This is a genomic window from Kiloniellales bacterium (genome assembly GCA_030066685.1).
Taxonomy (GTDB): Bacteria; Pseudomonadota; Alphaproteobacteria; order Kiloniellales; family JAKSBE01; genus JAKSBE01.
The window spans coordinates 73805-98833 of the sequence record JASJBF010000032.1 but is presented as its reverse complement, the minus strand read 5'-3'; the positions used below and the strand labels follow the sequence as shown (position 1 = coordinate 98833).

Below are 25029 nucleotides of genomic sequence, written 5' to 3'. Positions count from 1 at the left end.
CCCGGGGGGCGGGATCGACGACACGCACAAAAAGATCCATCAACGACAGCGGGGGAAAGGGATGAGCGAGGAACAGAAGAGCGGTCAGGCTCTCTCCGGTGAGGAGCTCGAGGATCTCGTCGCCTCGTCCGATACCGGCGCGCGCAACGTCGCGGGGCCGATCGGTAAGGCCCTTGCCGGCGTCGCCCTGGTCTGGTCGCTGTTTCAGCTCTGGATCGCCTCGCCCTTGCCCTTTCTCGTCGGGGACATCATCCCGGTCCTGAACTCGACGCACACGCGCTCGATTCATCTGGCCTTCGCGATCTTTCTCGCCTACATGGCCTTTCCTGCCCTGAAGGGCTCGCCGCGCGACCGGATCCCGGTTCAGGACTGGGTCACGGCCCTGCTCGGCGCCTTCTGCGCGGCCTACCTGTTCCTTTTCTACAATCAGCTGGCGGAACGTCCGGGGCAGCCGACCACCTTCGACCTCGTGACCGCGGGCCTTGGACTGGTCCTGCTGCTGGAGGCGACCCGTCGCTCCCTGGGGCCGCCGCTCATGATCGTGGCCATCTTCTTCCTCGCCTACGTCTTCTTTGGCTCCTATGGCTTCATCCCCGAGGTCATCCAGTGGAAAGGCGCGACCTTCAACCGGGCGATGGACCAGATGTGGCTGACCACGGAAGGCGTCTTCGGCATTGCGCTCGGGGTCTCGACCAGCTTCGTCTTCCTCTTCGTGCTCTTCGGGGCGCTCCTGGAGAAGGGCGGCGCCGGCAACTACTTCATCCAGCTGGCGTTCGGCCTGCTCGGGCACATGCGCGGCGGGCCGGCGAAGGCCGCGGTCCTGGCCTCGGCGATGACCGGCCTCATCTCGGGCTCTTCCATCGCCAACGTGGTGACCACCGGCGTCTTCACCATGCCGCTGATGAAGCGGGTCGGCTTCTCGCCGGAGAAGGCGGGCTCGGTCGAGGTCGCCTCCTCGGTGAACGGCCAGATCATGCCGCCGGTCATGGGCGCTGCCGCCTTCCTGATGGTCGAGTACGTCGGCATCGCCTACGTCGACGTGATCAAGCACGCCTTTCTGCCGGCCGCGATCTCCTACATCGCGCTGCTCTACATCGTCCACCTGGAGGCGATGAAGGCCAACATGCAGGGCCTGCCCAAGCCCGTCATCTCGCCGCTCAAGCAGACCCTGATCCGCACCGGGATCATCGTGTGCTCGATCGTCATCCTTTCCTTCCTGATCTATTACGGCCTGCTCGGGCTGAAGGCCGTGATTCCCGGCCTGACCGGCCCGATCGCCGCCCTGGTGCTGCTCCTGGTCTACGTCATCCTGGTCGGCTTCGCAGCACGCTCGCCGGATCTGGAGATGGAGGACCCCAACGCGGAGATCGTCAAGCTGCCGATCGCCGGGCAGGTGGTGAAGACCGGTCTGCACTACCTCCTGCCGATCGTGGTCCTGGTCTGGTTCCTGATGGTCGAGCAAAAGTCCCCGGGTCTCTCCGCGTTCTGGGCCTGTGCGCTGCTGATCCTGATCCTGGTCACCCAGCGGCCGCTCAAGGGCTTCTTCCGGGGCCGGGGCGCCGAGATGGCGGCAGACCTACGCCTGGGCTGGCAGGAACTGATCGACGGCCTGATCACCGGCGCGCGCAACATGATCGGCATCGCGGTGGCGACCGCCACGGCGGGCGTGATCGTCGGCACGGTGACCCTGACCGGCGTCGGCCAGAAGATGGCCGAGCTGGTCGAGTGGATGTCGGGCGGCAGCCTGATCCTTGGCCTGATGTTCACCGCGCTGATCAGCCTGATCCTGGGCATGGGCCTGCCGACCACGGCCAACTACATCGTGGTGTCCTCGCTGATGGCGCCGGTGGTGGTCGAGTTGGGGGCCGCCAACGGGCTCATCGTGCCCCTGATCGCGGTGCATCTCTTCGTCTTCTACTTCGGGATCATGGCCGACGTCACTCCACCGGTGGGCCTGGCGTCCTTCGCCGCCGCCGCGGTCTCGGGCGGCGACCCGATCAAGACCGGCTTCACCGCCTTCTTCTACTCGCTCAGGACCGTGGCGCTGCCCTTCCTGTTCATCTTCAACACCGACCTGCTGCTGATCGACGTCACCTGGTTCCAGGGGATCTTCATCTTCGTGATCGCGACGGCGGCTATGCTGATCTTCGCGGCCTCGACCCAGGGTTTCTTCTTCGCCCGCAGCCGGATCTGGGAGTCGGTGCTCCTGCTGCTCATCGCTTTCTCGCTGTTCCGCCCGGGCTTCTGGCTCGACATGGTGCAAAGCCCCTTCCGTCAGGTGGCGCCTTCGGAGATTGTCGCCATGGCCGGTCAGGCACCGGTCGACGGCCAGGTGCGCCTGGTCGCCACCGGCGAGAACATCGACGGCGACGTGGTCACGACCACGGTGCAGCTGCCGCTCGGCCCCGCCGGCGACGGCGCGCTGCGGCTGGCGGAGCAGGCCGGGATCGAGATCCGCGAGGAAGACGGCAAGGTGCTGATCGACAACATCGGCTTCGGCAGCCCGGCCGAGGAAGCGGGCCTCGACTTCGACTGGGAGATCACGAGCGTTGAGGTCCCGGCGGAGCGCCTGCCGAAGGAGATCTTTTACATCCCGGCCTTGTTGCTTCTCGGGCTGATCGTGTTGATGCAGCGCCGGCGGCGTCCGGCGGACTTGGCGGCGGCTCCGGCACCTGCGGAATAGCAAAGGGCGAGACCTGATGTTCAAGGAGATACTTCTGCCGGTCGACCTCGGCAACGCCGAGACCCAGCGCAAGGCCGTCGAAGCCGCGGTCCACCTGGCTAAGACCTCTAAGGCGCAGCTCCACGTCATGACCGTGGTGCCGGACTACGGCCTGAGCATCGTCGGCTCCTTCTTCCCAGAGGGCTATGAGAAGCACGCGCTCGACGAGGCGAGCAAGAAGCTGCACGACTTCGTCAAGGCCGAGATCCCCAAGGAGCTCAAGGTTCAGCACATCGTCGGCCACGGCACGATCTACGAGGAAATCCTGCGCGCCGGCAAGGAGTTGGGCTGCGACGTGATCATCATGGCCTCGCACCGCCCGGAGCTTCAGGACTACCTGCTGGGGCCGAATGCGGCGCGGGTCGCGCGTCATGCCTCCTGCTCGGTCATGATCGTGCGCGAGTAGCCAGAGCGACCAGACGACGAGGGGCGTCGGAACCATGCCGTGCCGTTGCTTCCAGCTCCGACACGCCCCGATCCTGCTGCTCGCTTTCGCGGCCGGCCGGGTCGCGATCGCCGCAGACATCGAGGTCCCCGATACGATCCTGGTCCCGGCGGGCCCGGTGATCATCGGCTCGGACCGGGCCGAGCGGGAGTTTGCCTATCGCCTGGACGAGGCCGCCTACGGCCATTCCCGGACCCGGGAATGGCTGTGGTACGAGAACGAGCCGCGCCGCCAGAGAAAGGCGACCCGCAGCTTCCGAATCACCAAGACCCCGATCACCAACGCCCAGTACGCGGCCTTCGTCGAGGCGACCGGGCATCCGGCACCCGATGTCAGTGCCGCCGACTGGCGCAGCCTGCGCCTGGTCCATCCCTACGAGCGCACCCGGCGCCATGCCTGGGTCGACGGCAAGCCACCCGAGGGCCGCGAGCCTCATCCCGTGGTCCTGGTCAGCCATGCCGACGCCAAGGCCTACGCCGCTTGGCTTTCCGCCCAGACGGGCGAGAACTGGCGCCTGCCGAGCGAGAGAGAGTGGGAGAAAGCGGCCCGAGGCGCCGATGGCCTGCGCTTTCCCTGGGGCGACGAGTGGAAACCCGAGCGCCTGAACAGCCACGACGCAGGCCCCTTCGACACCTTGCCGGTGGGCAGCTTTCCCGAAGGCGGCAGTCCCTTCGGTCTGCTCGACGGCGCGGGCCAGGTCTTCGAATGGACCTCCAGCGCCGCCGGTGACCTGCGCTACATCGTCAAGGGCGGGTCCTGGGACGACAGCGGCTGCGGCATCTGCCGGCCCGCCGCCCGCCACGCGAGGCCCGCGACCCTCAAGCACATCCTCATCGGATTTCGCTTGGTCACCGACTAAGGGTCGTCCTGGGAATCGCGGGACTTCCATCGTCGAGAAAAGCGGCTAAAACTCCGATCATGCGCCCAGAACCCGAAGCGACGCTGTCTCTTGCCCCCGGGGCGATCGATCTCGCCGCCCTGCCGCGCGACGAAGTGGAAAGGATGGGCGAAGCCGGCAGCGAGATCGTCGAGATCCGGCGCATTCTCGGCCGTACCGGCGACAACGTCGTCGCGGAGATCCTGCGTAATCAGGGAACCTTCTACGAGTGGGACCACTACCCCTCGGGCGACGTCTACGACCATGAGAGCCACGCGCAGTACTATTATCACGCCCACCCGCTCGATCGGCGCTTCGAAGGCGAGCACGGCCACTTCCACACCTTCCTGCGGGCCAAGGGCATGCCGGCCGGCATCAAGCCGGCGCCGATCCCGGGCGCGCCCATGCCGGAGGATCCCAACGACGCGCTCAGCCACCTGATCGCCATCTCCATGGACGGCGACGGCGAGCCGTTTCGCTTGTTCACTGTGAACCGCTGGGTGACCGGCGAAGTCTGGTACCAAGCCGAGCACGTCTGCAGCCTGCTCGATCACTTCAAGATCGATCATGCTCAGCCGTCATGGCCGACCAACCGCTGGATCACCGCAATGATCGCCCTCTTCAGGCCGCAGATTCGCGAACTGGTGACGGCCCGGGACCGCTGCATCGCGGCCTGGCAAAGCGACCGGCCGGACGGCGACACCTACGAGGACCGGGACCTCGAAGTCACCTCCTATGTCGACATTTCGGTCGATCGGCAGCTCGAGACGCTGCGGGCGTTCCTGGGTGGCTGATCGGCCGCGTCAGCAGGACTGGCAGGGCTCTGTCGGCAGGCCCTTGCGCAGCCAGCCCGGACCGTCGGCCTGATTGCCGAAAAGCCCTTCGCGGACGTTCAGCACCCGAGTGTAGCCTGCCGCGCGCAGGGCCCGGCTGGCCGCGGTCGAGCGGACACCGGTGGCGCAGATCAGCGCAATCGGCTGATCCTGCTGTGCGCCGAGCCGCTCCCGGATCGCCGCGACGAAGCCGGGAAGTCCCTCGGGTCCGTGGATCGTGACCGCCTCGGCGCCCTCCGGCAGGCCGGTCTTGCGCCATTCCTCGGGCGAGCGCACGTCGACCAGGGTGAGACGACCGCTCCGCGCCCCCTTCAGGGCGTCCTGGACGCTGATCGTATCCTCAGCGGCCAAGCCGCCGCGCGGGCCGAGGACGGCCAGCAGCCCGACCGAGCCGATCAGGCCCAGCAGCCGGCGCCGCGAGGCCCGGTCCGGCCCGGCGGGCTCACGCGGCGATTCGGTCTCGATCGGTCCGGCCATCATAGCGGCATGATCCTAGCGACCTGAGGGCGTAGGGAACAGACACTTGCTCGTGATGCCGGGACGGGGCCAAAGCGGATCGTTCCGAAAGTAACCCTAAATATCTAGGTCCCACCTACGCCAAAAGGTGAAAAACCTCACGAGCGTTAAACCGAGGTTAAGGAAGGCGTAGCAGAATCACCGGCGTTCGTGGAGGCGGGCCCGCTCGAAGCCGGGGCCGGCTTCCACCCAAGAACTCAGGCAGACGCCGGACCACCAGATGGCACATAAACTCACCAAGGAAGATGTCGCCCGCCTCGTGGCGGACAGCTCGGATGAAACCCGGGCCGAAACGGCCGGCAAGGTCGCCGCCGAGTTCGCCGACGGCGAGCTGACGGACGCGGAACGAGAGCAGGCCGAAGCGATCTTCCGGCTGATGGCTCAGGACGTCTCGGTCCGAGTCCGCGAGTCTTTGTCGAAGAACCTGCAGGCGGCCGCGGGCCTGTCCCACGACATCGCCCTGAAGTTGGCGCAGGACGTGACCTCCGTAGCGCTGCCGATCCTCAAGTCCTCGGAGGTGCTGACCGACGAAGACCTGATCGACATCATCCAGAGCCAGGACTCCGAAAAGCAGACTGCCATCGCGCAACGCCGGACGATATCCACCCAGGTCGCCGACAGCCTGATCGACACCGGCAACGAGAAGGCGGTGGCGCGCCTGGTCGCCAACGAAGGCGCCGAACTGACCGAGAACTCCTTCGACCGGGTCATGGTCCAGTACGGCGAGAGCGAGGCCGTCTCCGATTCACTTTCCAGGCGTAACAACATGCCGGTCGATGTGGCGGAGCGCGTGGTGAACGCGATCTCGGAGCGGCTGGAGACCTTTTTGCTCCAGGAAGGCAACCTGAGCCCGGACAAGATCTGCAACCTGATCCTGCAGACCCGAGAGCGGGCCACCGTCGACCTGGTGGCCAGCGGCCGGACGGTCACCGATATCGAGACCCTGGTCGCCCAGCTTCACAAGAAGGGCCGGCTCTCGTCCTCGCTGGTCCTGCGGGCGCTCTGCATGGGCGATCTCGCCTTCTTCGAGGCGGCGATGGCGCGCCTCGCGCAGATTCCCGTGAAAAACGCCAGGCTGCTGATCCACGACGAGGGTTCGCTCGGTCTGCAATCGCTCTACCTCAAGACCGGGCTGCCGGAGAAGCTCTTCCCGGCGATCCGGGTCGCGGTCGATGTGATCCAGGAGACCGACTACGACCTCAAGGACAACGACCGCGAGCGCTTCATCTCGCGCATGCTGTCGCGCATCCTGACTCAGTACGACGACCTGGCGGCGGACGACCTCGACTATCTGATGGAGAAGTTGAACCAGCTTGCCGCCTGACGGCGGCGGAATGGCGACCCCGCGGACGGCGGCGCGGCCTTCGGGCGGCGCCGCCCTTCGTTTTTGCACGGCGGTTTCAGGGCAGGTAGCCCAGCTCCTTCCACAGCCGGTAATCGCGGCGGAAGGCCTGGAGCGAGGTGTAGACGTTGCGGAAGGTCTCGTCTCCGGACGCGATCTCCTCGGCGACCGCATCCCAGGCCGACCGCAGCGCGCTCAGCACCTCGGGCGGCAGGTTGCGGATCGCGACGCCCTTGGCCTCGAGGTCGGTGATCGCGGCAAACTGGCCGGCTTCGCCTTGGGCGAGGCCTTCGCGGAAGTTGTCGCCGCAGGCCAGCGCGAGTTGCGCCCTGCGGCTTTCGCTGAGGCCCTCCCAGACCTTCCTGGAGAGCATCAGTTCGAAAAGCGTCGAGGGCTGGTGCCATCCCGGGAAGTAGTAATAGCGTGCGACCCGATGGAAGCCGAGGTCACGGTCGATCATCGGCATGGAGTATTCGGTCGCGTCGATCCTGCCGCGCCGTAGCGCCTCGTAGATCTCGGCCGGATCGACCACCTGCGGGACCGCTCCCAGGCGTTCCAGGACCCGGGCGCCGAGGCCGCGGATCCGGATCTTCAGGCCCTTGAGGTCGGCGACCGACTTGATCTCCTTACGAAACCAACCCGCCGCTTCCGGGACGGTGATGCCGCAGATCATCGCGTGGATGTTCCGCTTGGCATAGATCTCCTGCATCAGGGCCTCGCCGCCGCCGTAGTAGATCCAGGCGGCGTACTCGCCGGGGGTCGGGCCGAAGGGGATTCCGGAGAACAGGATCAGCGCCGGTTCCCGCTCGAACCAGTAGCCGGGAGTCGACCAGGCGGCGTCCAGCGCGCCGGCGGCGATGGCGCCGAACATGTCCTGGGGCGGCATGAGCTCGTTCGGCTCGTGGAACTTGAGCGTCAGGCTGCCGCCGGAGATGCGGCCGACCTTCTCGGTCAGGCTGACGCCCAAGGTGCCGAGCTGGGGCAGCTTGCTCGGGAAGGCGCTGCCCAGCTTGAGCTCGAGGGGCGCCTCCTGTGCGGCTGCGCCGCCGGTCAGCGCGACGAGCCCGAGGAGCAGGCCCGCGCCAGCCAGCCGTCTCGCCCGCAAGAGCGCTTTCGTCTTCGCCGAGGTCATGGGGAGCTTCTCTGCCGCTGCGTGGTCGCCTGACGCTAAACCAGGGGATTCCGCGGCACAAGGCGTCCGCCCGGCCCGGCGGGTTCGCTCAGGGCGCGGCCGCCGGCTCGTCGCTCGGCACCCGGAACCACTCGAAGATCTCTTCGAGGCCGCCGCGGGCGGCTTCGTCGGCAGTGAAGGCGATGATCAGCCAGACCGCGACCGTGGCGCCGCCGACCAGCATCAGCGCGGTCTTGGAGTCGATCCCGCTGCGCGCCTCCAGGGCCGCAACAGCCCTGCGGTAGAGGTTGCCGAAGCGCAGACGCAGGAGCACGCCGATGACGGCGAAGGCCGCGAGTACGGCTATGGTCCAAAGCGACATGCGCGGCGCAGCTTGGCCTATGCGCCGTCGCCGTCACGCAGCCGGGCGAGCAGCGCCGCCGCGCTGCGCAGTAGCCGTGCATCTTCGCTGCGCGGGCCGACCAGTTGCGCGCCCATGGGCAGGCCGGAGCTCCCGGTAAAGACCGGCAGGCTGACCGCCGGCGCGCCGAGGAAGGTCCACATCGTGCAGAAGGCCGGATTGCCGGTCGCCTCCAGACCGGCCGGCGCCTCGCCCGGGGCCGGCGCCGTCAGAATGGCGTCGAAGTCCTCGAAGATCTCCGCCAGGCCGTCGTAGAGGACCTCCCGCCACTCCAGGGCCCGGTTGTAGTCGACCGCGGTGACCGACTGCCCTTCCTCAATCAGGGCCGCGAGCTGCGGGCTGATCCCCTCCTTGCCGCGTTCGTAGTGGGGCTGGAGGTTCTTCGCCAGGTCGGCGCACATGATGAGCCGGTGATTGGGCAGGGCGCGGTCGTAGAGCTCGGGCAGGTCGACGCTGTCGCAGTCCGCGCCCAGGTGTTCGGCCAGCTCCGAAAGGGCCGCCGCCATGTCGTCCTCCGCCTGGTCCCAGACCGGCGTCTTCACGAAAGCGAAGCGCGGCGGCAGCGGTGGTTCTTGCCGCGCGACCTCCAGCAGCCGCGGTGCCGGCGAGGGACGCATGTCCCGGTCCCTGGCGTCGTAGCTCATCAGCGTCTCGGCCAGGAGCGCCGCGTCCTCGACCGTCCTGGCCATCACCCCCATGGTGTCGAGGGGCCTTGAAAGCGACAGCACGCCGTACCGGGAGATCCGCCCGTGGCTCGGCTTGAAGCCGACGACGCCGCAGAAGGACGCCGGGCGGATCACCGAGCCGTTGGTCTGGCTGGCGATGGCCAGGGGCGCCATGCCGGCGGCGACGGCGGCCGCGGAGCCGCTCGACGAGCCGCCGGGCGTATGCTTCGGATTGTGCGGGTTGGCGGTCTTGCCCGGCGCGTACATCGCGAACTCGGTGGTCACGCTTTTGCCGAGGATCACCGCCCCGGCCTGGCGGAGCAGGCTCACCAGGGTCGCGTCGGCCTCCGGCTGGCGGCCGCGCAGCAGGCCGGAGCCGTTCTCGGTCGGCAGGTCCGCGGTGTCGACGATGTCCTTGACTGCGACCGGCAGGCCGTGCAGCGGCCCGAGGGGCAGCCCGGTGCCGCGCAGCCGGTCCAGGGTCCGGGCCTGGGCCAGGGCGTGCGCCGGCTCGAGATGGGCCCAGGCGCCGATCGCGTCGTCGACCTCGGCGATCCGGTCCAGGCAGGCCTGGACCAGCGCTTCCGCGGTGATCTCGCCGGCCGCCAGCTTCGCGCGGAGGTCCAGAGCGCTTTCGCCGATCAGGTCCATGGGACGCCTCCCTTGCGGCCCAGGTAGCGCCGCTATTTCTCGTCCTCGAGATGGCTGCCGCCCGCCCGCAGCTCGCGCCAGATGAAGTAGATCGCGATGTAGACGACGACGAAGATCACCACCCAGAGGTCCGGTTCCGTGACGAAGGAGATCACGATGCCCAGGAACACGGCGAAAGCGAGGACGGACAGGCCGGCGACGATCTTGTCCAGCATGGTTGCGGCCTCCGGCGGCTACTTGCCGTAGGCTGCCTCGGGCAGCCACAGCGCGATCTCGGGGAACACGTAGAGGATGAACATGGCCAGGAACACCATCGACAGGAAGGGCAGCACGCCCTTGAAGATCTCGATCAGCTGGATGTGCGGCGGCGCCACGCCCTTCAGGTAGTAGGCCGCCATGGCCATGGGCGGGGTCAGGAAGGAGGTCTGCAGGTTCAAGGCCACCAAGATCCCGAAGAACAAGGGGTCGATGCCGAAGTAGGGCAGCATGGGCAGGAAGATCGGCACGAAGATGATGATGATCTCCGACCATTCCAGCGGCCAGCCCAGCAGGAAGATGATGAACTGCGCCATGATCAGGAACATCACCGGCGTCAGGTCCATGCCCAGGACCCAGTGCTCGATCAGGTCGTGCCCGCCCAGGTAGGAGAAGACCGAGGAGAAAGTCCAGGATCCGACGAAGAGCCAGCACACCATGGCCGAGGTGCGGACCGACAGGTAGACGGATTCCTGGAGTCCCCGCTTGTCGATCACTTGCCAGGCCAGCCAGCCGAAGGCGCCGAGGTAGAATCCGACGTCGAAGGCCCACCAGTTGAGCTCGTGAAAGAGGAAGAACTCCTGATTGTCGTAGCGGATCAGGGCGACGTAGAGGATCGCGCCGACCAGGCCGATCAGGGCGCCCCGGCCGGCGTAGTCGAACATCGGAACCAGGGCCGGGTTGCGCGGCTGGATCCAGCCCAGGACCGGTAGGTCGCGGCCGCCGAAGCGGACCAGCAGGGCGATCGCGAGGCTCGGCAGGATGGCCGCGCCGAAGCCGAAGGGCAGGGATCGCTCTTCCGGCATCGGCAGGTCGAAGAGCGCGCTGGCCAGGAGGCGCAGCGCGAAGTAGGCCAGGTAGAGGAAGCCGGAGGTCACGGCGCCGACGCCCAGGGCGTAGAGCCAGGGGTTCACGGCCGGTGCGCCGTCGCGCATCCACTCCGGCGTATGGCTGCCCTCGCGGATGGCACCGATGCGGTAGGCGATGGCCAGGACCAGGCCGCCGATCGCGCCCATGGAGGCGGCCTCCGACGGCGTGGCCAGGCCGAAGAGGATCGCCCCCAGCACCGAGAGAATCAGGAAGGCCAAGGGGAAGAAGGAGGTCATCATGTCGATGACGACCTGCCGGGTCGTGACCTCGCCGATGTCCTCCTCTCGCGGCTTCGGCGCCAGCTCGGGCTTGAGCAGCGAAAGGCCGATCACATAGAGCATGTAGAGCCCGGCCAGCAGAAAGCCCGGCAGAATCGCGCCGGCGTAGAGCCTGACCACCGAGACGTTGGAGGCCGCGGCATAGACGATCAGCATGATCGACGGCGGGATGAGGATGCCCAGGCAGCCGCCAGCACAGATCACGCCAGCCGCGAAGGAGGTGTTGTAGCGGGCCTTGAGCATGGCCGGGAAGGCCAGCATGCCCATCAGGGTGACCACGGCGCCGATGATCCCGGTCGCCGTGGCGAAGAGCGCGCAGGTCGCCAGCGCGGCGATCGCCATCGAACCCGGCAGCCGCCGGGCGGCGATCTGAAGCGTGTGAAACAGGCGGTCGACGATGTTCGCCCGCTCGACGATGTATCCCATGAAGAGGAACAGGGGCACGGCGACCAGGACGTCGTTGGCCATCACCGAGTAGGTCTGGTTGACCAGCAGATCGAAGATCTGATTGTCGAAGACCGACTGCATGCGCTCGGCGTCGTAGTAGGCGTAGTAGCCGAAGAAGATCCCCATCGCCATGAGGGTGATCCAGATCGGGAAGCCCAGGAGGATCGACAGAATGAAGATCCCGAGCATCAGGACGGCGACTTCGGGGTTGGTCATTGGCCGCCTCCGGGCTTGGGCTGCTCGGTCTGCTCGCTGCTGTGGCGGACCTCTTCCTCGTGCTGGTGCAGAAGGACGGTCTCCATCTCCTCGACGTCCTCCAGGTGGGCCGGCCAGGCCCCTGTGCGCATGCAGATGATGCAGCGGCAGACCTGGGCCAGGCCTTGCAGGAACAGCAGGCCGCCCGCGACCGGAATGATGGTCTTGAACTGGAAGATCGGCACGTTGGCCGGGCTCATCACGCTGACTTCCTTGTAGAACCAGGAATCGTTGGCGTAGTCGGCACCGGCGATGATCAGGGCCAGGACGCCCGGAAAGAAGAACAGGAAATAAAGCGTGAACTCGACGATCGCCTGGGTCCGCGGCTTCCACAGCCGGTAGATCACGTCGCCGCGGACGTGGCCGTCGCGCGATAGCGTGTAGGCGCCGGCCATCATGAACAGCGTGCCGTACATCATGTAGCTGATGTCGAAGGCCCAGGCCGTCGGATTGCGCAGGGCATAGCGGACGAAGACCTCGTAGCCGACGCCGAAGGTCAGCAGAAGGATGCACCACGAGAAGGCCTTGCCGACCCAGGCCGTCAACATGTCAACCAGGAAGATAAAGCGAGTCATCGGCCGCCCCGGATTAGGTCAAGCGTGGATGGAAAGCAGGTGGGGCGGCGCCGCGTTGCGCCGCCCCGTCCTCAGTGATGAAAACCTCGGACCTGCGATCTGCCCGCCTTAGGAGGGCAGCTTGCCCGGGAAGTAGTGCTCGTAGGCCAGCTTGTAGTCGGCCGAGTTGACCAGGTCGTAGAAGGCGACCCGCTCCGACCAGGCCTTCTGGCTGTCGACCACCTTCTTGAAGAAGGGATCCTTGTTCAGCCGCGTCAGGGTCTTGTCCCAGGACTCCAGCTGCGCCTTCATGATCGAGGCGTCGGTCCGGTAGACGTTGACGCCGCTCTCGTTGATCAGCTTCTGCAGGTCCTTGGAATAGGTGTCCATGGCAAAGCCGTAGTTGGCCGTGTTCGCCGCCTCGGCCGCGTACTCCAGGATCGACTGATGCTCGGCCGGCAGGCCCTCGAAGCGGTCCTTGTTGTACATGATCTCGAAGAACTCGGCGGCCTGATGGTAGCTGCCCATGTGGTAGTGCTTCGACACGTCCTGGGCGCCGAACTGGCTGTCGGCCGTCGGGTTGTTGAACTCGAAGGCCTCGATCACGCCTTTCTCCAGGGCCGGCATGATCTCGCCGCCCGGCAGCTGGGTCACCTTCAGGCCCATGCCCTGCATGATGTCCGTGGCCAGGCCGACAGTACGGTACTTCAAGCCCTTGAGGTCGTCCGCAGAGCTGACCTTCTTCTTGAACCAGCCGAGCGGCTGGGTCGGCATCGGCATGGCGAAGAAGCCGACGAGGTTCAGCTTGAGGATGTCCTGGACGAGCTCGCGATAGAGCTCCTTGCCGCCGCCGAAGTGGATCCAGGCCAGGATCTGCGCGGCGTTGCAGCCGAAGACCGGGCCGGTGCCGAAGAGCGAGGCGGCCTTGTTCTTGCCGTACCAGTAGGCGGTCACCGAATGGGCGCCGTCGAGGACACCCTTGTTGCAGGCGTCCTGCACCTGGAAGGCCTTCACCACCGCGCCGGCCGGCAGGTAGTCGATCTTCAGGCGGCCGCCCGCCATCTTCTCGACGCGCTCGACGTACTGCTGGGCCATGTCCGTGAAGACGCTCTTGGCGCCCCAGGAGCCCTGCATCTTCAGGGTCACGGTCTGGGCCCGCGAAACGCCGGGCATGGCGACGGTCGTGGCGGCGCCGGCGGTCACCGCCGCGGCGCCGGTCAGGAAGCGCCGCCGGCTGGCGACGTCCGTCTTGGCTTTGGATTTCTTGGTCATCTCGAATTTCCTCCCAGTTTGCCAGTCGATTCCCTTGAGGATATCGGCTGGGGCGCACCGCCGTCCTGGCGATGCGTCGCTTCCTCACCCATTGCCCCCGCCAACCTCTTTGAATCTGGAATGCCAGAGTAAAGACGTAGCAAAACATTACAATGCCTGCACCTGCAAGTGTAGGGCCGATTTTCCGGCTCCGGCTGCATCGTCGCAGTCACTTTTTCGGGAGCCGGTCTGCAGGGCGGCCCATTTCTTCCGCAAGGATCAATGAGTTGGCGCCGGGTTTCGGGGACCGCCCGGCGTCTTGCGCTTCGGAGGCCGGGATCCGCGGGCCGGCGTCGCGGCACAATCCGGAGGCCCGAGCCTCCGTGTTAACTATAAACATAGTCAATGCAAAATAAATTTGCGCTAAAACCATTAAGAATGATAAATACAATGTTAATCAATCTTGCTCGGAGGCATGAGTGACAATGAAGCAAGGATCTGTGAGGTTCTATACCTCGGGCGCTTCGCTCTTGGCGGGTTTGCTCCTGGCGGCGGTGCCCGCCGAGGCGGCGGACCACGTCGCGCTCGAGCAGGGCGGCCCCGAAGCTTTCGCGGCGCAGCTCGAAGAGACTCCCAAGGTGCCCCCGGTTCAGGTGCACCGGGGCAGCGCCCGGGAAACGGTGACCTTCGACGCCGAAGCGGAGACCGGCGTTCAGTCGGTCCTGATCCTGCGCGGCAACACGGATCCGGAGAAGCCGGCGGTTCGGACCCCGCCGGCGCAGCCGCAGGCGCAGCTCTCGGCCACCTCCGGCCGCAATCTCTGGTTCTACGATCCCAGCGGCGAGACGGTGCAGGCCTGCCGCCTGTTCAAGGGCCAGTACGTCGGCCAATGGAAGATCCGCTGCTTCGAGCGCAAGTTTCAGTAGCGCGGCCTGCCGCGGCGCTTCAGGCGGCGGGGGACTCCTGCCGCCTGAGAGGCTGGCGGGCGGGGGCCTGCGCCTCGGCGGAGTTCGGGTCGATGCGCCGGCTGGCCGGCAGGATCACCGTGACCACGGTACCCTTGTCCGGCTCGCTTTCGATCTCGAAGCGGCCGTCGTGCATCTCGACCAGCCGCTTCGCCAGGGGCAGGCCCAGCCCCGTGCCCTCGTAGCGGCGCGACAGGTCGCTGTCGACCTGGCCGAAGGACTCCATCGCGCGGGGCAGATCCTCCTTCGACATGCCGATTCCGGTGTCCGCGACGGAGAGCCGGACCTCGCCTTCCGGGCTGCAGTCGGCGCGCACGGTCACCGTGCCGCCTTCCGGCGTGAACTTCACGGCGTTCGTCAGGAGGTTGAGCAGGACCTGCTTCATGCTGCGCTCGTCTGCCAGGACCAGCGGCAGGTCGTAGGGCAGGTCGGCGCTGAGGGTCAGGCGGCCCATGCGGGCCCGCTCGCGCACGAAGCGCAGCGCCGAGGTCACGACCTTGGGCAGGGAGACCGGCTCCTCGTGCAGGGTGAACTTGCCGGCCTCGATCTTCGAGACGTCGAGGATGTCGTTGATCAGCGACAGCAGGTGCCGGCCGCTGTCGTGGATGTCCTTGGCGTACTCGCGGTAGCGGGAATCCCCGGTCGGCCCGAAGGTCTCGTTGCGGATCATCTCCGAAAAGCCGATCACGGCGTTCAGCGGGGTCCGCAGCTCGTGGCTGACGTTGGCCAGGAAGCTCGATTTTGCCCGGCTGGCGATCTCCGCCTCCTCCTTGGCGATGGTCATCGCCAGGGCGGCTTCCTTCACCTCCGTGATGTCCAGCATGGCGCCGTGAAGGTACTGCGCCTCGTCGTCGTAGGGCGGGATGGTCACCAGGATGCGCAGCCAGACGGTGCGGCCGTCCGCGGCCAGCATGCGGCACTCGAAGGCCCGGTCCTCGCCCGACTCGATGGCCTGGCGGCAGTGGGCGAGGGTCCGGCCGCGGTCGGCGGCGTGGATGTGCTCGACCCAGAAGCCCTCCCGGTACCAGTCCTCGACGGCGTGGCCGAGCAGCTTCGCCGCCTGCGGGCCGACGTAGGTGAAGCGGAGGTCCTGCGGCTCGGCCTCGAAGAGCACGACGTTGGTGGTCTCCACGAGCTGCCGGTAGCGCTCCTCGCTGGTCGAAAGCTCGCGGGTCTTCTGGGTCACCTGCCGGCTGACCTCCTCGTGGCGCTGCTCAAGGTCCTGCGCGCGCAGGATCGTGTAGCGCGCCAGCAGAAGGAGCAGCACGGTGATCAGGATCCCGACCGAGAAGGCGATCAGGGTGATCTCGGGCTTGATCTCCAGCAGCGACAGCCGCTTGGTGACCTGGAGGACCAGCGTGCGCTCGCCCAGGTAGATGCGGTAGATCCGGCTCAGGATGTTGGCCGAGGCCAGGGGCAGGCGCTGCTCCGGCTCGGCGGTCTTGCGGTAGAGCGTGCGTTCGGCCTCCGGCACGCTGTCGTCCTCGGCCATCAGGGTCACCGAGAGGTCGGCCGTCAGCATGTCGCTGTCGAAGAGCAGGGCCGGGTTGATCCGGACCGCGACCAGCCCGGTGACGTTGCTGCGCCGCTCCTCCACGTCCAGCGGTGTATCCCGGCCGCGGTAGATCGCCCGGAACAGCCAATAGCGCTTGCGGCCGTTCGGGCCGACGACCAGGCCGGCCATCGCCGACTCGCCGGTCACGATGGCCCGGTCCACGCCCTCGCGCAGCTTCGGGTCCGAAAGGAAATCGAAGCCGAGCAGATCCTGGTTGTTGCGCTCCAGGGGCTGCAACAGCTGCACCGGAGCGTAGAGGTCGCGGTTTCCGGCCGACACCAGGGCGCCGTCGCGCATCTCGGTGATGCCGATCGCCCGGTCGTAGCGCACCTCCATCTCGTCCTCGAAGAGCCCCCGGTTGGTCTCCAGGGGCGTGTAGACCGCGGCGTCGATGTTAGGCGCGCGCTTCAGCAGTTCGTCGGTCATGATCCTGAACTCGTAGGATTCGACGAAGGCCGAGGCGTGGAAGAGGGTGGCGAGGCCGTGCACGATCTCGACCGAACGGGTCAGCCGCTGGTTGATCAGCGCCTTGATCTCTTCGGCCGTGGCCTCGAAGGCGGTCTCGTTCAGGTTGGACATGTGGGTGAAGGCAAGCAGAACCAGGATCGCGGTGAACCCCAGTCCCAGGACCGTCGCAGCGATGTAGTGCAGGGGACGCGAGGTGTTGCCGCAAAGACCGTCCGCCCGACCGATGCGCGGCGACCTGTCGTGGATCGGCTCCGACGTCATCGTCCGGTCTCCGGCCGCAGCGGATGAGCTGGCAGCCATCGCTTGCGTGACCAAGCTTCGCGTCTTGAAGCCGCGATGACCATGGGCTGCCGCCGTCCTCCACGCTTCGCCCGTCCGTCGGCCCGCCGCCTCGGGGAGCCGCTCTGGCCAGGACCCGCGGGAGTCCCGGCTCCTGGCCGAATCAAGACTGAGCGAAAATCCTTAACGACTTGCTAAGTGTTAAGTCCGCTTAAGGAATCCGAGCCCGCCTCGGGGCGCCCAGGTGAACGTTGCCAAGCAGTCTGAAGCGGGCTATAACCCCGGCGCTTCGGGGAGTAGCTCAGCCTGGTAGAGCACCACGTTCGGGACGTGGGGGCCGGAGGTTCAAATCCTCTCTCCCCGACCAGGTTTCACGAGGCACCTCGCGGAGACCGTCGAGATCGGTTCCGGGCGTGGGCGTTGCAGGTCCTAGCGGACCGAGGGAGCCCGCCAGGCTTCGATGTGATTTTCCTGCTCCGATACGCCATTTTCGGGATTTGCCGAAGCACTGAGCAGTTCTAGGCTCGACTCACTCCACGCCAGACGAGCTTGAGCATGGAACCATCGCGAAGGGATGGAAAGCGCAAGGGGCGCGACGCGGCAGCGACCGCCGTATTCGAGGCGGGGCGGCTTCGGCACCCGACGAACCAGGCAGCCTTCGCCTACTGGGACAGGATCCGTGCCGGGCGGGCCATGCCGGCCAGGGCCGACCTGGATCCCTCGGACATTCGCACGATCCTGCCTTGCGTGTTCCTGCTCGACGTGGCCCGGGATCCGCTCGATTTCCGCTATCGCCTGATCGGGACCAAGATGGCGAGCCACCTGAACCGCGACCTCACGGGCACCTGGATGAGCGAGATCCCCCACCAGCGGCCGCCCAGCCGGATCTGGTCCGCCTGCGCCCGCGTGGTCGAGACCCGGACGCCGCTGTCCAGCGATACGCCCTATGTCGGCAAGCACCACGAATACAAGAAGACCGAGGACCTGATCCTGCCGCTCTCCGCGGACGGCGAGACGGTCAACATGCTTTTCGTGACCGCCGACTTCCTGCCCTGACGGCAGCAGGTCAGCTGATCCGCCGGAGGCTCTGCTCCAGGGTCTCGGCCAGCGCCGACTTGACCGCGCTCTCGGCGAAGGTGTCGAGGTTCTCCAGCGCGGCCCGGCCGTAGCTTCGGGCCCGCTCCATGGCGTCGGCCAGGGCGCCGTGCCGCTGCATCAGGGCGAGGGCCTCTTCGAGGTCGGCGTCGCGCTGATCCAGCTCCTCGATGCAGCGCCGCCAGAAACCGCGCTCGGCTTCGTCGCCGCGGGCGAAGGCCAGGACCACCGGCAAGGTGACCTTGCCGTCGCGGAAGTCATCGCCGACCGCCTTGCCCAGCTCGCCCTGGTCGGCGTTGTAGTCCAGGACGTCGTCGATCAGCTGGAAGGCCATGCCGAAATTGAGGCCGAAGCGGCGCAGCGCTTCTTCCTCGCTTTCCGGCCGCTCGGCCACCACCGCGCCCACCTGGCAGGCGGCGGCGAAGAGGGCGGCGGTCTTGGAGCGGATGACGTCCAGATAGGTGACCTCGTCGGTCGAGGTGTCGTTGGCGGTCATCAGCTGCTGGACCTCGCCCTCGGCAATGATTGCCGAGGCGTCGGAGAGAATCTTGAGGATCTTCAGCGAGCCGTCCTCGACCATCAGCTGGAAGGCCCGGCTGAACAGAAAATCGCCGACCAGAACGCTGGCCTTGTTGCCCCAGACCGCGTTCGCGGTCGCGAGGCCGCGGCGCAGGCCGCTGTCGTCGACCACGTCGTCGTGAAGCAGCGTAGCGGTATGGATGAACTCGACGCAGGCGGCAAGCGGGACGTGGCGCTGCCCCTGATAGCCGCAGAGCCGGGCCGAGGCGAGTGTGAGCATCGGTCGCAGGCGCTTGCCGCCGGCGGCGATGATGTGTCCGGCGAGCTGCGGGATCAGCGCCACGGGCGAGTCCATGCGTGCCAGGATCGTGGCGTTGACGGCCTTCAGGTCGTCCCCGACGAGGCCGGCCAAGCGGTCGTTGGCGGAGCGGTCCCGTGCTGTCTTCTCTGTCGTCGCGCCGGCAGCGAATGCCAAGTCAGGTCCTCGTTTCAAGGTTATCCCGCTATGCCCATCATACTACTTGCGTCGTGGGGATGGGCCATATTTTCTGGCAGGATAGGAGGAACGCCGGGCCGGTCAAGCCCGCTCACTTCGCGTCACCGGGCGCGAAGGCCGATGCGGTTTGGGAAAGGTGTCCTGAGATGAAGGAGCTGCTGCGCAGCAACGATCTGGTCAAGATCTCCTGGCTCCGGGCCTTGCTGTCCGATTCCGGGATCCCGACCTTCGTGCTGGACGGTCACACCAGCGTCCTGGAGGGCTCGGCCGGGGCGATCCCGCGGCGGCTCTGCGTCGGCGACGATGACTACGTCCAGGCCCGGCGCCTGCTGACCGAGGTCGGCGAGGAGCCGATGCCGTGAGCCTCGGGGCCCGACCCGCCGTGACCGAGGATCGGCTGCTCGACGGTCGGGTTCGCCTGCTGCAGGCCGCCGGCGGCTACCGGGTGGCGATCGATCCGGTGTTCCTCGCGGCGGCCGTGCCGGCCCGCGCCGGGCAGGCGGTGCTCGACCTCGGCTGCGGCAGCGGGGCCGCCGCGCTCTGCCTGCTGGCCCGGGTGCCCGGCGTCGCCGCCAGCGGCCTGGAGTCCGATCCAGCAACCGCCGCGCTGGCCCGGGACAACGCGGCGGTCAACGGCGTCGGGGACAGCTTCCAAATCCTCGAGGGCGAGGTTCTGGCGCCGCCGCCGGCCCTGCGCGCCGCGCGCTTCGATCACGTCCTGATCAACCCGCCCTATCTGGATCCGGCCCGCTCGCGCCTGCCCGAGGACGCGGACCGCCGCCGTAGCCATGGCGAGGCGACGGCCGGCCTGATGGACTGGCTCGACCTAGGACTGCGCCGGCTGCGCGATGACGGGACCCTGAGCGTGATCCACCGGGCCGAGCGCCTGGACGAGATCCTCGCGGCCCTGACGGGCCGGGCCGGCGCAACCGTGATCTTACCGCTCTGGCCGGGCGGTGCCGAAGCCAAGCCGGCCAAGCGGATCGTCGTCCGTGCGCGCAAGGGCAGCCGGGCGCCTCTGAGCCTGCATCCCGGCCTGGTGCTGCACCGTCCCGACGGCGGCTTCACCGCGCCGGCCGAGGCGGTGCTGCGCGACGCCGCGCCGCTGCCGCTATAGGCGCTGCTCTGCGCTTGGCAGCCGGGCCGGCAGTCCTTATCTAGGCGCTCATGGATATCGCCAGCCTGATCCACCGCTGCTCCTTCGGGCGCCTGCCGGAGCCGCCGCCGGTCGTCACCGTCATCCGGCTCTCCGGGGTGATCGGCTCGCTCGGGCCGTTGCGCAGCGGCCTGACCCTCAGCGACCTGGCCCCGGCCATCGATCGGGCCTTCAAGGCGCCGCGCCTCAAGGCCGTGGCCCTGCAGGTCAACTCGCCTGGCGGCTCGCCGGTGCAATCGGCCCTGATCGCCGGGCGGATCCGCGACCTGGCCGAGGAGAAGAAGATCCCGGTGGTGGCCTTCTGCGAGGACGCGGCGGCCTCGGGCGGCTACTGGCTGGCCTGTGCCGCCGACGAGATCTTCGCCGACGACAGCTCGATCCTCGGCTCGATCGGGGTGATCTCCGCCGGCTTCGGATTTCCCGAGCTTCTGAAACGCTTCGGCATCGAGCGCCGGGTCCACACCGCCGGCGAGCGCAAGGGCATGCTCGACCCCTTCCTGGACGAGGATCCCAAGGACGTGACCCGCCTCAAGGCGATCCAGAAGGACATGCACGCGACCTTCATCGAGACGGTCAAGGCGCGCCGCGGCGAGCGGCTCAAGGGCAGCGATCGGGCGCTGTTCAGCGGCGAATTCTGGACCGGCAAGAAGGCGCTGGAGCTGGGCCTGATCGACGGCCTCGGTCATCTGCGCGCGGTGATGCGCGAACGCTACGGCGAAAAGGTCCACCTCAAGCGGGTCGACGGCGCCCGGCCCTGGTGGCGCCGCCGCCTCGGTCTGACCCAGGGGCCAAGCCTGGCCGAGGGCGCTTGGGCTGCCGGCCTGCTCGCCGCCGCCGAGGAACGCGCCTGGTGGTCGCGCTACGGGCTTTGATAGCCGCTAGAAGACCTGGAAGCTGGAAAGTCTCAGCCTTGAGGCCTGGCCACTGACCAGTGCAGCCAGCTGTTTGGATTAGGCATTCCAACGACTTCGACCCTGCCGATTACACGCTTGGCTCTTTTGGGATCGATTTCCAGTCGACCTTTGAGCAGACCGGTCAACTCCGCTTTTCGCGCCCGATCCTCGGGCAACGCCATATCGCCTCGATAATCCCAGGCCACTTCGCCGCGAGAGTAGGCGTCGCGCCAACGCCTGTGGATGGCTTCTGCCTCCAAGGCGAGGTCGAGGGCTTCTTGATCGACGGCAATTATCAGAAACTCATCCGAGTAGTCATCCAACTCCTCAGAGAATTGCCGTTCGAAGAGATGTGGATGTCCATCACAATCGAAGATCCCTGCTAAGGGTGCATCCCAGAAGTCGTGCACAGTAAGGATTCTGCCGGATTTCATTGTGTTCGATTATCACCTGTGCGGCTTTTGCGCTCAACCGGTCGATCGGTATTCAACGTTGCGGATCTATTGTCAGGCCGGGCGGCAGCCTTTGGCTTGACCGCCGGCCCCACGCGCCCCTAAGACTCCGACATGCTCGGGTTCTCGATCCAGAAACTGCTGGTTCTCGTTGCCATCCTCGGCGCCGTCTGGTGGGGCTTCAAGTGGATCTCGCGCCTCGACCGGATGCGCAAGGCCGAGGACAAATCCAAGGTGGGGCGGGCCGGTGGCACGCCCAGGGTCGAAGAGATGGTCGAATGCCCGGCCTGCAAGACCTATCAGGTTCCCAAGCCGGACAACAGCTGCAGCAACTGCGGCCGGCTACTGTAGCGGTGCCCCCGGCTCCGGCCTCTGCGCTTGATTCGCCCCGGGGCGAAAGATAAGGTTCACGCGCCGTTGTGCGCTGCAGCAATCGCGACAGCCCCATGCCGAAGACGCGGAACGACCAAGCCACATCCCTGGCCCAGGCCGAGGCGAGACGGACCTGCTTCCAGCGCCTGATCCTGACCTTGCAGGACTACTGGGCCGACCAGGGCTGCGTGATTCTGCAGCCCTACGACATGGAGGTCGGCGCTGGCACCTTCCATCCGGCGACAACCTTGCGTGCCCTGGGGCCCGAGACTTGGCGCGCGGCCTACGTCCAGCCCTCGCGACGGCCGACCGACGGCCGCTACGGCGAGAACCCGAATCGCCTGCAGCACTACTACCAGTACCAGGTGATCCTCAAGCCGGCGCCGGCCGACAGCCAGGAACTCTACCTCGGCTCGCTGCGCGCCCTCGGCATCGACCCCCTGGCCCACGACATCCGCTTCGTCGAGGACGATTGGGAGGCCCCGACCCTCGGCGCCTGGGGTTTGGGCTGGGAGGTCTGGTGCGACGGCATGGAGGTCACCCAGTACACCTACTTCCAGCAGGTCGGCGGCATCGACTGCGATCCGGTCTCGGTCGAGCTGACTTACGGATTGGAGCGCCTGGCGATGTACGTCCAGGGCGTCGAGAACGTCTACGACCTGGACTGGGACGGCGTGCCCCTGGAGCAAGGCGGCAAGCGGTACCGCGACGTCTTCCTGCAGAACGAGTGGGAGTTCTCGACCTACAACTTCGAGGCCGCCTCGACCGAGGTGCTGATGCGGCACTTCGCCGATGCCGAGGCGGAGTGCGGCAAGCTCCTGAACCGCAACCATCCCCTGCCGCTGCCGGCCTATGACCACTGCATGAAGGCCAGCCACCTCTTTAACCTGCTGGATGCCCGCGGGGTGATCTCGGTGACCGAGCGCCAGTCCTACATCGGCCGCATCCGCACCCTCGCCAAGGGCTGCTGCGAAGCCTGGCTGGCCAGCCGGGAGGCGGCGTGATGGCCCTGCTTGGTCTCATCTCCGCAGCGAGAACTCCATTCCCTCCCCCCTTGATGGGGAGGGGGCTCATCGCGGCTTCCCCTCAAGGCAGAGTTTTTCTCGCTGGAGCCCGCGATGCCTGAGCTGCTGCTGGAGGTCCTGTCCGAGGAGATCCCGGCGCGCATGCAAACGCGGGCGGCGGAGGACCTGCGGCGCCTGGTGTGCGAAGGGCTCGAGGAGGTGGGTCTCAAATGTTCCGAGGCCGAATCCTTCGCGACGCCGCGGCGCCTGGCGCTGTTGGTCGACGGCCTGCCGAAGCGCCAGCCCGATGCCCGCGAGGAAAAGCGCGGGCCCCGCGAGGGTGCGCCGGAGCAGGCGATCCAGGGGTTTCTCAAGGCCAACGGCCTGAGCTCCATCGATCAGGCCGAGCTGCGCGAGACCGACAAGGGCAAGGTCTACTTCCTGGTCCGCGAGGTCCCGGGTCGGCGGACCGCCGAGGTCCTGCCCGAGGTGATCGGCGCCGCGCTCCGCGCGCTGTCCTGGCCCAAGTCGATGCGCTGGAACGCCGGGGCCTTCCGCTGGGTCCGGCCGCTGCACGCGGTCCTCGCCGTCTTCAACGGCAAGCGCCTGACGGGCGCGGTCGAGCTGGGCGCGGCCGAGTTCGCGTTCGGCAACCGGACAGTCGGCCACCGCTTCCTAGCGCCCAAGGCTTTCGCGGTGGCGAACTTCAAGGACTACAAGGCCAAGCTCAAGACGGCCAAGGTGATCCTCGACCCGGCCGAACGCAAGGCGATCATCGAGAAGAAGGCCGCCCAGCTCGCCGCCAAGCAGGGCCTCACCGTGAAATCGGATCCGGGTCTGCTGGAGGAAGTGGCCGGCCTGATCGAATGGCCGGTGCCGTTGCTCGGCCGCATCGATCAGGAGTTCATGGACCTGCCGCCGGAGGTGCTGACCACCTCGCTGCGCAGCCACCAGAAGTACTTCGTGACCCAGGACGAGACGGGCCGCCTGGCCGACCGCTTCGTCATCGTCTCCAACATGACGACGGCGGACCGGGGCAAGACGATCGTTGCCGGCAACGAGCGGGTGCTGCGCGCCCGGCTCTCCGACGCCCGCTTCTTCTGGGACCAGGACCGCAAGGCCAGCCTGGCCAGCCGCGCCCCGGCGCTGAAGCAGATCGTCTTCCACGCCAAGCTCGGCACCCTGGACGAGAAGGTCGACCGGATGCAGGCCCTGGCGGCCGAGATCGCCCGCCACGTGCCGGGCGCCGACCTCGACCGGGTCCGCTCGGCGGCGCGACTCGCCAAGGCCGACCTGACCAGCGGCATGGTCGGCGAGTTTCCCGAGCTGCAGGGCATCATGGGCCGCTACTACGCCCGCCACGACGGCGAGCATGAGGAAGTCGCCGAGGCCATCGCCGCGCACTACGCGCCCCAGGGCCCGAACGACGCCTGCCCTTCGGCGCCGGTCTCGGTCTGCGTCGCCCTGGCCGACAAGATCGATTCCCTGGTCGGCTTCTTCGCCGTCGACGAGAAGCCGACCGGCTCCAAGGATCCCTACGCCCTGCGCCGTGCCGCGCTGGGCGTGATCCGACTGATCGTCGAGAACGGGCTTCGCCTGCCGCTCTTCGAGATCCTCGAGGCCTCCGCAAGGCTCTACCGAAGTTTGGGCAGCGAAGCGGTGACCGGTCCTCTGGTCGATTTCTTCGCCGAGCGTCTGAAGGTCGCCTTGCGCGACCGCGGGGTGCGTCACGACCTGATCTCGGCGGTCTTCGCGCTCGGCGGCGAGGACGATCTGGTACGCCTGCTGGCCCGGGTCGAGGCCCTGGAGGGCTTCCTCGGCAGCGACGACGGTGCCAACCTGCTGGTCGCCTACCGCCGCGCCGCGAACATCGTCCGCATCGAACAGAAGAAGGACAAGGCGACCTACAATGGCGGCGCCGAAGCCTCGGCCCTGGCACAGGACGAGGAGAAGCATCTCTTCGCGGCCCTGAACCGGGCTTCGGAGACGGCCGGCGCGGCGCTCTCCAAGGAGGACTTCACCGGCGCCATGGCCGCCCTGGCCGGGCTGCGCCGGCCGGTCGACGCCTTCTTCGACCACGTGACCGTCAACAGCGAGGACGCCGCGCTGCGCGAGAACCGGCTGCGGCTGCTCTCGGCCATCGGCGGCACCCTGGGACGGGTCGCCGACTTCTCCAAGATCGAGGGGTGAGGCGTGCGACACCTTCGGCTAACCGCCTCCTGTCGTCCCCGGACCTGATCCGGGGATGACAGCGGTGTTTTTGTTTGGCTCCTGAATTGAAG

The 25029-nt window shown here is 67.1% G+C and carries 24 protein-coding genes and 1 tRNA gene; 14 read left to right on the top strand and 11 right to left on the bottom strand.

Features of this window, described 5'->3' with window-relative positions:
- Positions 1 to 61 precede the first annotated feature (61 nt).
- From QNJ30_18715 to QNJ30_18700, 4 genes are read left to right on the top strand one after another with little or no spacing between them, the layout of a single operon-like run.
- Positions 62 to 2683 carry a TRAP transporter permease gene (locus QNJ30_18715; GenBank protein MDJ0945505.1) on the top strand — a complete coding sequence of 874 codons (2622 nt, stop codon included), beginning with the start codon at positions 62 to 64 and terminating at the stop codon, positions 2681 to 2683.
- A 16-nt stretch (positions 2684 to 2699) separates the two neighbouring features.
- Entirely contained in the window at positions 2700 to 3128 is a 429-nt protein-coding gene (locus QNJ30_18710) for a universal stress protein (protein MDJ0945504.1), read from the top strand.
- 34 nt (positions 3129 to 3162) lie between these two features.
- Positions 3163 to 4026 (top strand): SUMF1/EgtB/PvdO family nonheme iron enzyme, encoded by an 864-nt coding sequence (locus tag QNJ30_18705; GenBank protein ID MDJ0945503.1) that lies wholly within the window; start codon positions 3163 to 3165, stop codon positions 4024 to 4026.
- A gap of 59 nt (positions 4027 to 4085) precedes the next feature.
- Positions 4086 to 4838, top strand: a complete 753-nt coding sequence (locus QNJ30_18700; GenBank protein MDJ0945502.1) for a hypothetical protein — start codon at positions 4086 to 4088, stop codon at positions 4836 to 4838.
- Positions 4839 to 4847: 9 nt separating this feature from the next.
- On the opposite strand, the gene QNJ30_18695 is transcribed toward QNJ30_18700, so the two are convergent.
- Complete coding sequence (locus QNJ30_18695; protein MDJ0945501.1) at positions 4848 to 5357, bottom strand: rhodanese-like domain-containing protein; 510 nt, start codon at positions 5355 to 5357, stop codon at positions 4848 to 4850.
- Between the two features lie 256 nt (positions 5358 to 5613).
- Here QNJ30_18695 and QNJ30_18690 point away from each other — a divergent pair, with 256 nt between their 5' ends.
- A complete protein-coding gene (locus QNJ30_18690) occupies positions 5614 to 6717 on the top strand; it encodes a DUF2336 domain-containing protein (protein MDJ0945500.1) in 1104 nt (367 codons plus the stop codon).
- Positions 6718 to 6793: 76 nt separating this feature from the next.
- Here QNJ30_18690 and QNJ30_18685 read toward each other — a convergent pair whose 3' ends face one another.
- From QNJ30_18685 to QNJ30_18655, 7 genes are all read right to left on the bottom strand, one after another.
- Complete coding sequence (locus tag QNJ30_18685) at positions 6794 to 7867, bottom strand: TRAP transporter substrate-binding protein (GenBank protein MDJ0945499.1); 1074 nt, start codon at positions 7865 to 7867, stop codon at positions 6794 to 6796.
- Positions 7868 to 7955: 88 nt separating this feature from the next.
- Positions 7956 to 8228, bottom strand: coding sequence for a hypothetical protein (locus tag QNJ30_18680; GenBank protein ID MDJ0945498.1), 273 nt, complete (start codon positions 8226 to 8228; stop codon positions 7956 to 7958).
- A 17-nt stretch (positions 8229 to 8245) separates the two neighbouring features.
- Entirely contained in the window at positions 8246 to 9583 is a 1338-nt protein-coding gene (locus tag QNJ30_18675; GenBank protein MDJ0945497.1) for an amidase, read from the bottom strand.
- Between the two features lie 32 nt (positions 9584 to 9615).
- Complete coding sequence (locus QNJ30_18670) at positions 9616 to 9798, bottom strand: hypothetical protein (protein MDJ0945496.1); 183 nt, start codon at positions 9796 to 9798, stop codon at positions 9616 to 9618.
- 18 nt (positions 9799 to 9816) lie between these two features.
- Positions 9817 to 11649: a TRAP transporter large permease subunit gene (locus QNJ30_18665; GenBank protein MDJ0945495.1), complete on the bottom strand. Its 1833-nt coding sequence runs from the start codon at positions 11647 to 11649 to the stop codon at positions 9817 to 9819.
- Entirely contained in the window at positions 11646 to 12263 is a 618-nt protein-coding gene (locus QNJ30_18660; protein ID MDJ0945494.1) for a TRAP transporter small permease subunit, read from the bottom strand. Before QNJ30_18660 ends, QNJ30_18665 begins: the two co-directional genes overlap by 4 nt.
- A gap of 108 nt (positions 12264 to 12371) precedes the next feature.
- Entirely contained in the window at positions 12372 to 13514 is a 1143-nt protein-coding gene (locus QNJ30_18655; GenBank protein MDJ0945493.1) for a TRAP transporter substrate-binding protein, read from the bottom strand.
- Between the two features lie 464 nt (positions 13515 to 13978).
- Here QNJ30_18655 and QNJ30_18650 point away from each other — a divergent pair, with 464 nt between their 5' ends.
- Complete coding sequence (locus QNJ30_18650; protein ID MDJ0945492.1) at positions 13979 to 14419, top strand: hypothetical protein; 441 nt, start codon at positions 13979 to 13981, stop codon at positions 14417 to 14419.
- A gap of 19 nt (positions 14420 to 14438) precedes the next feature.
- On the opposite strand, the gene QNJ30_18645 is transcribed toward QNJ30_18650, so the two are convergent.
- Entirely contained in the window at positions 14439 to 16742 is a 2304-nt protein-coding gene (locus tag QNJ30_18645; protein ID MDJ0945491.1) for an ATP-binding protein, read from the bottom strand.
- Between the two features lie 308 nt (positions 16743 to 17050).
- Between QNJ30_18645 and QNJ30_18640 the strand changes: the two genes are divergently transcribed.
- Both QNJ30_18640 and QNJ30_18635 read left to right on the top strand, forming a co-directional pair.
- Positions 17051 to 17127, top strand: a tRNA-Pro gene (locus QNJ30_18640).
- Between the two features lie 188 nt (positions 17128 to 17315).
- Positions 17316 to 17816 (top strand): PAS domain-containing protein, encoded by a 501-nt coding sequence (locus tag QNJ30_18635; protein ID MDJ0945490.1) that lies wholly within the window; start codon positions 17316 to 17318, stop codon positions 17814 to 17816.
- A gap of 10 nt (positions 17817 to 17826) precedes the next feature.
- Here QNJ30_18635 and QNJ30_18630 read toward each other — a convergent pair whose 3' ends face one another.
- Positions 17827 to 18786 (bottom strand): polyprenyl synthetase family protein, encoded by a 960-nt coding sequence (locus tag QNJ30_18630; protein ID MDJ0945489.1) that lies wholly within the window; start codon positions 18784 to 18786, stop codon positions 17827 to 17829.
- 230 nt (positions 18787 to 19016) lie between these two features.
- On the opposite strand from QNJ30_18630, the gene QNJ30_18625 reads away from it, so the two are divergent.
- From QNJ30_18625 to QNJ30_18615, 3 genes are read left to right on the top strand one after another with little or no spacing between them, the layout of a single operon-like run.
- Entirely contained in the window at positions 19017 to 19232 is a 216-nt protein-coding gene (locus tag QNJ30_18625) for a DUF2007 domain-containing protein (GenBank protein MDJ0945488.1), read from the top strand.
- Complete coding sequence (locus QNJ30_18620) at positions 19229 to 19987, top strand: methyltransferase (protein ID MDJ0945487.1); 759 nt, start codon at positions 19229 to 19231, stop codon at positions 19985 to 19987. Before QNJ30_18625 ends, QNJ30_18620 begins: the two co-directional genes overlap by 4 nt.
- A 50-nt stretch (positions 19988 to 20037) precedes the next feature.
- Positions 20038 to 20898 carry a S49 family peptidase gene (locus tag QNJ30_18615; GenBank protein ID MDJ0945486.1) on the top strand — a complete coding sequence of 287 codons (861 nt, stop codon included), beginning with the start codon at positions 20038 to 20040 and terminating at the stop codon, positions 20896 to 20898.
- A gap of 32 nt (positions 20899 to 20930) precedes the next feature.
- On the opposite strand, the gene QNJ30_18610 is transcribed toward QNJ30_18615, so the two are convergent.
- Positions 20931 to 21329: a hypothetical protein gene (locus QNJ30_18610; GenBank protein ID MDJ0945485.1), complete on the bottom strand. Its 399-nt coding sequence runs from the start codon at positions 21327 to 21329 to the stop codon at positions 20931 to 20933.
- 156 nt (positions 21330 to 21485) lie between these two features.
- On the opposite strand from QNJ30_18610, the gene QNJ30_18605 reads away from it, so the two are divergent.
- The 3 genes from QNJ30_18605 to glyS all read left to right on the top strand — a co-directional run bounded on the left by QNJ30_18605 (position 21486) and on the right by glyS (position 24937).
- The gene (locus QNJ30_18605; GenBank protein MDJ0945484.1) at positions 21486 to 21722 is read left to right on the top strand and encodes a hypothetical protein; all 237 of its coding nucleotides are present in this window, start codon (positions 21486 to 21488) and stop codon (positions 21720 to 21722) included.
- 95 nt (positions 21723 to 21817) lie between these two features.
- On the top strand, positions 21818 to 22747 hold the full coding sequence (locus QNJ30_18600) for a glycine--tRNA ligase subunit alpha (GenBank protein MDJ0945483.1): 930 nt from the start codon (positions 21818 to 21820) through the stop codon (positions 22745 to 22747).
- A 114-nt stretch (positions 22748 to 22861) separates the two neighbouring features.
- Entirely contained in the window at positions 22862 to 24937 is a 2076-nt protein-coding gene (gene glyS / locus QNJ30_18595; GenBank protein MDJ0945482.1) for a glycine--tRNA ligase subunit beta, read from the top strand.
- Positions 24938 to 25029: the final 92 nt, after the last annotated feature.

Coding starts and splice junctions, on each gene's coding strand:
- QNJ30_18655 (MDJ0945493.1), bottom strand. CDS start 13,514: ATGACCAAGAAATCCAAAGCCAAGACGGACGTCGCCAGCCGGCGGCGC.
- QNJ30_18660 (MDJ0945494.1), bottom strand. CDS start 12,263: ATGACTCGCTTTATCTTCCTGGTTGACATGTTGACGGCCTGGGTCGGC.
- QNJ30_18645 (MDJ0945491.1), bottom strand. CDS start 16,742: ATGACGTCGGAGCCGATCCACGACAGGTCGCCGCGCATCGGTCGGGCG.
- QNJ30_18695 (MDJ0945501.1), bottom strand. CDS start 5,357: ATGATGGCCGGACCGATCGAGACCGAATCGCCGCGTGAGCCCGCCGGG.
- QNJ30_18710 (MDJ0945504.1), top strand. CDS start 2,700: ATGTTCAAGGAGATACTTCTGCCGGTCGACCTCGGCAACGCCGAGACC.
- QNJ30_18705 (MDJ0945503.1), top strand. CDS start 3,163: ATGCCGTGCCGTTGCTTCCAGCTCCGACACGCCCCGATCCTGCTGCTC.
- QNJ30_18625 (MDJ0945488.1), top strand. CDS start 19,017: ATGAAGGAGCTGCTGCGCAGCAACGATCTGGTCAAGATCTCCTGGCTC.
- QNJ30_18670 (MDJ0945496.1), bottom strand. CDS start 9,798: ATGCTGGACAAGATCGTCGCCGGCCTGTCCGTCCTCGCTTTCGCCGTG.
- QNJ30_18675 (MDJ0945497.1), bottom strand. CDS start 9,583: ATGGACCTGATCGGCGAAAGCGCTCTGGACCTCCGCGCGAAGCTGGCG.
- QNJ30_18680 (MDJ0945498.1), bottom strand. CDS start 8,228: ATGTCGCTTTGGACCATAGCCGTACTCGCGGCCTTCGCCGTCATCGGC.
- glyS (MDJ0945482.1), top strand. CDS start 22,862: ATGCCTGAGCTGCTGCTGGAGGTCCTGTCCGAGGAGATCCCGGCGCGC.
- QNJ30_18635 (MDJ0945490.1), top strand. CDS start 17,316: ATGGAACCATCGCGAAGGGATGGAAAGCGCAAGGGGCGCGACGCGGCA.
- QNJ30_18650 (MDJ0945492.1), top strand. CDS start 13,979: ATGAAGCAAGGATCTGTGAGGTTCTATACCTCGGGCGCTTCGCTCTTG.
- QNJ30_18665 (MDJ0945495.1), bottom strand. CDS start 11,649: ATGACCAACCCCGAAGTCGCCGTCCTGATGCTCGGGATCTTCATTCTG.
- QNJ30_18715 (MDJ0945505.1), top strand. CDS start 62: ATGAGCGAGGAACAGAAGAGCGGTCAGGCTCTCTCCGGTGAGGAGCTC.
- QNJ30_18615 (MDJ0945486.1), top strand. CDS start 20,038: ATGGATATCGCCAGCCTGATCCACCGCTGCTCCTTCGGGCGCCTGCCG.
- QNJ30_18700 (MDJ0945502.1), top strand. CDS start 4,086: ATGCGCCCAGAACCCGAAGCGACGCTGTCTCTTGCCCCCGGGGCGATC.
- QNJ30_18600 (MDJ0945483.1), top strand. CDS start 21,818: ATGCCGAAGACGCGGAACGACCAAGCCACATCCCTGGCCCAGGCCGAG.
- QNJ30_18605 (MDJ0945484.1), top strand. CDS start 21,486: ATGCTCGGGTTCTCGATCCAGAAACTGCTGGTTCTCGTTGCCATCCTC.
- QNJ30_18690 (MDJ0945500.1), top strand. CDS start 5,614: ATGGCACATAAACTCACCAAGGAAGATGTCGCCCGCCTCGTGGCGGAC.
- QNJ30_18685 (MDJ0945499.1), bottom strand. CDS start 7,867: ATGACCTCGGCGAAGACGAAAGCGCTCTTGCGGGCGAGACGGCTGGCT.